Raw genomic sequence first — 3391 nt, 5'->3', positions numbered from 1 at the left:
AGAGGGTGTTTGGCGATTTCATGTCGCGGCCGTCGGCTGGGCCGTGCGCCCGATCGCGACCCGCCGGCGCTCGCGCAGGGCGGCGTTGATCGCATCCCAGGCCCCGGCACGCCGCCACCTGGCATAGTGCCAGTACACGGCGGGCCAGGGCGGGAACTCATGCGGTAGGGCTCGCCACTGGCAGCCGGTCCGCAGCAGGTAGAACACCGCCTCGACGATCCGGCGCAGTTCCAGCACCTGTGGATGACCAGCCTGCCGCGACGGCGTGAGAAGCGGGCACAGGATCGCCCACTCGGCATCGTTCAGATCGGAGGGATAGGCTGCGGTGAGCATCCCGCCCAGATGGGACGCGGTCGGCTCGGTTGCCCCAGCCAAACACCGCGACATGAAATTGCCAAACACCCTCTAAGATGTGAGGGGTGTTTTGTGGGGGGGTGGCGTGAGGGGTGTCCCTCGCGTCACTGCCTTATAACTAGCTGATTTTGAAGGGGAAATTTTAGAAAAGAGGCGATGGTGGAGCCAATCGGAATCGAACCGACGACCTCCTGAATGCCATTCAGGCGCTCTCCCAACTGAGCTATGGCCCCGTCGCTTGGGAGGCGCCGTATAGCCGCCTCCTCGGCAGGCTGCAACCCCTCCCGCGCGCGATTTGTCGGGCTTCCGGTGAATTCGCCCGCCCCGCCCCTTTATCCAGACTGTTCCGGGCGATAGCGTGCGCCGGTCCTGCAAGGTCGGAGGAGCGGCTACCATGAGGAAGGTGTACCCGGACGCGGCAGCGGCGCTGGCGGGGGTCTTGCGGGACGGGATGACGATTCATTCGGGCGGCTTCGGCCTGTGCGGCATCCCCTCGTTGCTGATCGAGGCAATCCGGGAATCGGGCGTGCGCGACCTCACCGTGGTCTCGAACAATGCCGGCATCGACGGCGTGGGCCTCGGCCTGCTGCTGGAGACGCGCCAGATCCGCAAGATGATCTCGTCCTATGTCGGTGAGAACGCGACCTTCGCGAAGCAGTACCTGGCCGGCGAGCTCGAGATCGAGTTCAACCCGCAGGGAACCCTCGCCGAGCGCATCCGCGCCGGCGGCGCCGGCATCCCGGCCTTCTACACCAAGACCGGCGTCGGCACGGCGGTGGCCGAGGGCAAGCCCACGGCCGAGTTCGACGGCCATACCTACGTGATGGAGCGCGGCATCGTCGCCGACCTCGCCATCGTGCACGCCTGGAAGGGCGACACCGAGGGCAACCTGATCTACCGGCGCACCGCGCGCAACTTCAACCCGATGATGGCCACCGCCGCGAAGGTGACGGTGGCGCAGGTCGAGCACCTGGTCGAGCCCGGCGAGATCGACCCCGACATCATCATCACGCCGGGCGTGTTCGTGAAGCGCATGATCCAGTGCCCGCCGGGATTCGAGAAGCGCATCGAGCAGCGCACCGTGCGCAAGCGTGCCGAGCCCGCGAACGAGGGCGCCGCCGCCGGCGGCTCCGAACCCGTCGCCGCCGCCTGAGGAGGCCCGAGAGATGCCCTGGACCCGCGACCAGATGGCGGCCCGCGCGGCGCGCGAGCTGCAGGACGGCTTCTACGTCAATCTCGGCATCGGCATCCCGACGCTGGTGGCCAACCACATCCCCGACGGGATGTCGGTGCAGCTGCAGAGCGAGAACGGCATGCTGGGCATGGGCCCCTTCCCCTACGAGGGCGAGGAGGACGCGGACGTCATCAACGCCGGCAAGCAGACCGTGACGCTGCTGCCCACCACCAGCATCTTCGACAGCGCCCAGAGCTTCGCCATGATCCGCGGCGGCCACATCGACCTGTCGATCCTGGGCGCGCTGCAGGTGGCGCAGAACGGCGACCTGGCGAACTGGATGATCCCCGGCAAGATGGTCAAGGGCATGGGCGGCGCCATGGACCTGGTGGCCGGGGTGAAGAAGGTGGTCGTGCTGATGGAGCACACCGCCGGCGGCAAGCCCAAGCTGCTGAAGCGCTGCGCCCTGCCGCTGACCGGCACCCGCGTCGTCGACATGGTCATCACCGAGCTCGGCGTGTTCGACATCGCCCGTGAGGGACCGGAGCGCATGACCCTGATCGAGCTTGCCCCCGGTGTCACCGAAGCCGAGATCCGCGAGAAGACCGCGGCCGAGTATGACACAGCCCTGAAGCAGGCCGCCTGAAGAAGCTGACGCGTATGTCGGCGGCTGCGAGGGGCTCCGGACCCGTGGCCTGCTGACCCGCCGTCACGTCGCCGACGGCGCGTTCGCCTATTTCGGCACGTGCTGTCCGGCCGGTATCCCGATCGGAACCCTGTCGCCGTCGAGGGTGCCGCCGGGCCATCGAGGATGCGTTCGAGGCCGCCAGGACCGAACCCGGCCTCGACCACAACGAGCCGTTCAAGACAGGGCCTGCTCTGTTGAAAGGCCCATGCGGTCCCGGTGGGGAGCATGGGTGGGAAGCGTGGAGGCTGCCGGCAAGGGGTGGCGGAAGACCAGGCCACCTCCGATGCCCAGACTTCTTCTTCCCAAACCGCGTCGACCCTGCGATTCGGAGGCGCATGACAAAGTCCAAAGGCGACGCGCCATTCGTCCAGGTTGCCGCGGCTGAGGGCCGGTCGGGGATGCAACTGATCACCCGGGCGGCAGCCGTTCTTCGCGCCCTCGAAGGGCAGTCCGCCGGGCTCAGCCTCGGTCAGATCGCGAAGGCCAGCGGCCTGCCGCGCCCCACCGTGCAGCGCATCGTGGACGCGCTCTGCGTCGAGGGGCTGGCAAAGGTGGATCCGAGAGGGGGAGGCGTCTTCCTCGGGCCGATGATCACCCGGCTCGCCACCTCCGTGCGGATCGACCTCGTTGCCCTTGCTCGGCCACATCTGGAGCGGCTGGCGACGACGACGCAGGGCTCCGCCGCCATGACGGTGCTGCAGGACGGGCAGGTGGTGGTGATCGCGCTCGTCACGCCCCCGACGCAGATGATCCGGCTGACCGCCAACATCGGCTCCACTTGGCCGCTGCACAGCAGCGCGGAGGGGAAAGCCCTCCTCTCCGGCCTGCCCGAGGCCACGATCCGCAAGCTGCTGCCGCGCTCGTTGGAGGCCCGCACGCCGAATACCATCACGGAGCTGCCTCGCCTGCTGAAGGAGCTCTCGGCCGGCGCCCAGTCGGGCATCCTGCTCGATCGCGAGGGGACAGGGATCGGCATATCCGCCATCGCGGCCCGGATCGTGGACGCGTCCGGCGGGCGCTATGCCATCTCCGTCCTGCTGCCCACCTCGCGCTTCGACGCGGACCTTCCCCATCTGACGGCGGAGCTCGCCGCCACCCGCGACCTCATCCTGCGGGAGGCCGGGCTGAGCGCCCGAGTGCCGCCTCCGGACGGGAGAGCGGCCCACGGCTGAACG

At 68.4% G+C, this 3391-nt stretch carries 4 protein-coding genes, 1 tRNA gene and 1 pseudogene; 4 read left to right on the top strand and 2 right to left on the bottom strand.

What is annotated here, in order from left to right:
- Nucleotides 1-18: 18 nt before the first annotated feature.
- Nucleotides 19-333 carry a transposase gene (locus M0638_RS23625; protein ID WP_248669417.1) on the bottom strand — a complete coding sequence of 105 codons (315 nt, stop codon included), beginning with the start codon at nt 331-333 and terminating at the stop codon, nt 19-21.
- Nucleotides 334-511: 178 nt separating this feature from the next.
- Nucleotides 512-587 (bottom strand) — tRNA-Ala (locus M0638_RS23620).
- Nucleotides 588-748: 161 nt separating this feature from the next.
- Between M0638_RS23620 and M0638_RS23615 the strand changes: the two genes are divergently transcribed.
- The 4 genes and pseudogenes from M0638_RS23615 to M0638_RS23600 all read left to right on the top strand — a co-directional run bounded on the left by M0638_RS23615 (nt 749) and on the right by M0638_RS23600 (nt 3388).
- Nucleotides 749-1507: a CoA transferase subunit A gene (locus M0638_RS23615; RefSeq protein ID WP_248669416.1), complete on the top strand. Its 759-nt coding sequence runs from the start codon at nt 749-751 to the stop codon at nt 1505-1507.
- A gap of 13 nt (nt 1508-1520) precedes the next feature.
- On the top strand, nt 1521-2174 hold the full coding sequence (locus M0638_RS23610) for a CoA transferase subunit B (RefSeq protein WP_248669415.1): 654 nt from the start codon (nt 1521-1523) through the stop codon (nt 2172-2174).
- A gap of 28 nt (nt 2175-2202) precedes the next feature.
- Nucleotides 2203-2386: pseudogene (locus tag M0638_RS23605) on the top strand (IS701 family transposase); the annotation flags it as partial.
- A 228-nt stretch (nt 2387-2614) separates the two neighbouring features.
- Nucleotides 2615-3388, top strand: coding sequence for an IclR family transcriptional regulator (locus M0638_RS23600; protein ID WP_248669414.1), 774 nt, complete (start codon nt 2615-2617; stop codon nt 3386-3388).
- Nucleotides 3389-3391: the final 3 nt, after the last annotated feature.

The organism is Roseomonas acroporae, assembly GCF_023223525.1.
GTDB classification, from domain to species: domain Bacteria; phylum Pseudomonadota; class Alphaproteobacteria; order Acetobacterales; family Acetobacteraceae; genus Roseomonas_E; species Roseomonas_E acroporae.
The sequence above is the reverse complement of the archived record's forward strand: the minus strand, read 5'-3'. Positions and strand labels throughout refer to the sequence as shown.

Bases quoted from the DNA above. Each gene is read 5' to 3' on its own strand.
- M0638_RS23625 (WP_248669417.1), bottom strand. From the start codon at position 333: ATGCTCACCGCAGCCTATCCCTCCGATCTGAACGATGCCGAGTGGGCG.
- M0638_RS23615 (WP_248669416.1), top strand. From the start codon at position 749: ATGAGGAAGGTGTACCCGGACGCGGCAGCGGCGCTGGCGGGGGTCTTG.
- M0638_RS23610 (WP_248669415.1), top strand. From the start codon at position 1,521: ATGCCCTGGACCCGCGACCAGATGGCGGCCCGCGCGGCGCGCGAGCTG.
- M0638_RS23600 (WP_248669414.1), top strand. From the start codon at position 2,615: ATGCAACTGATCACCCGGGCGGCAGCCGTTCTTCGCGCCCTCGAAGGG.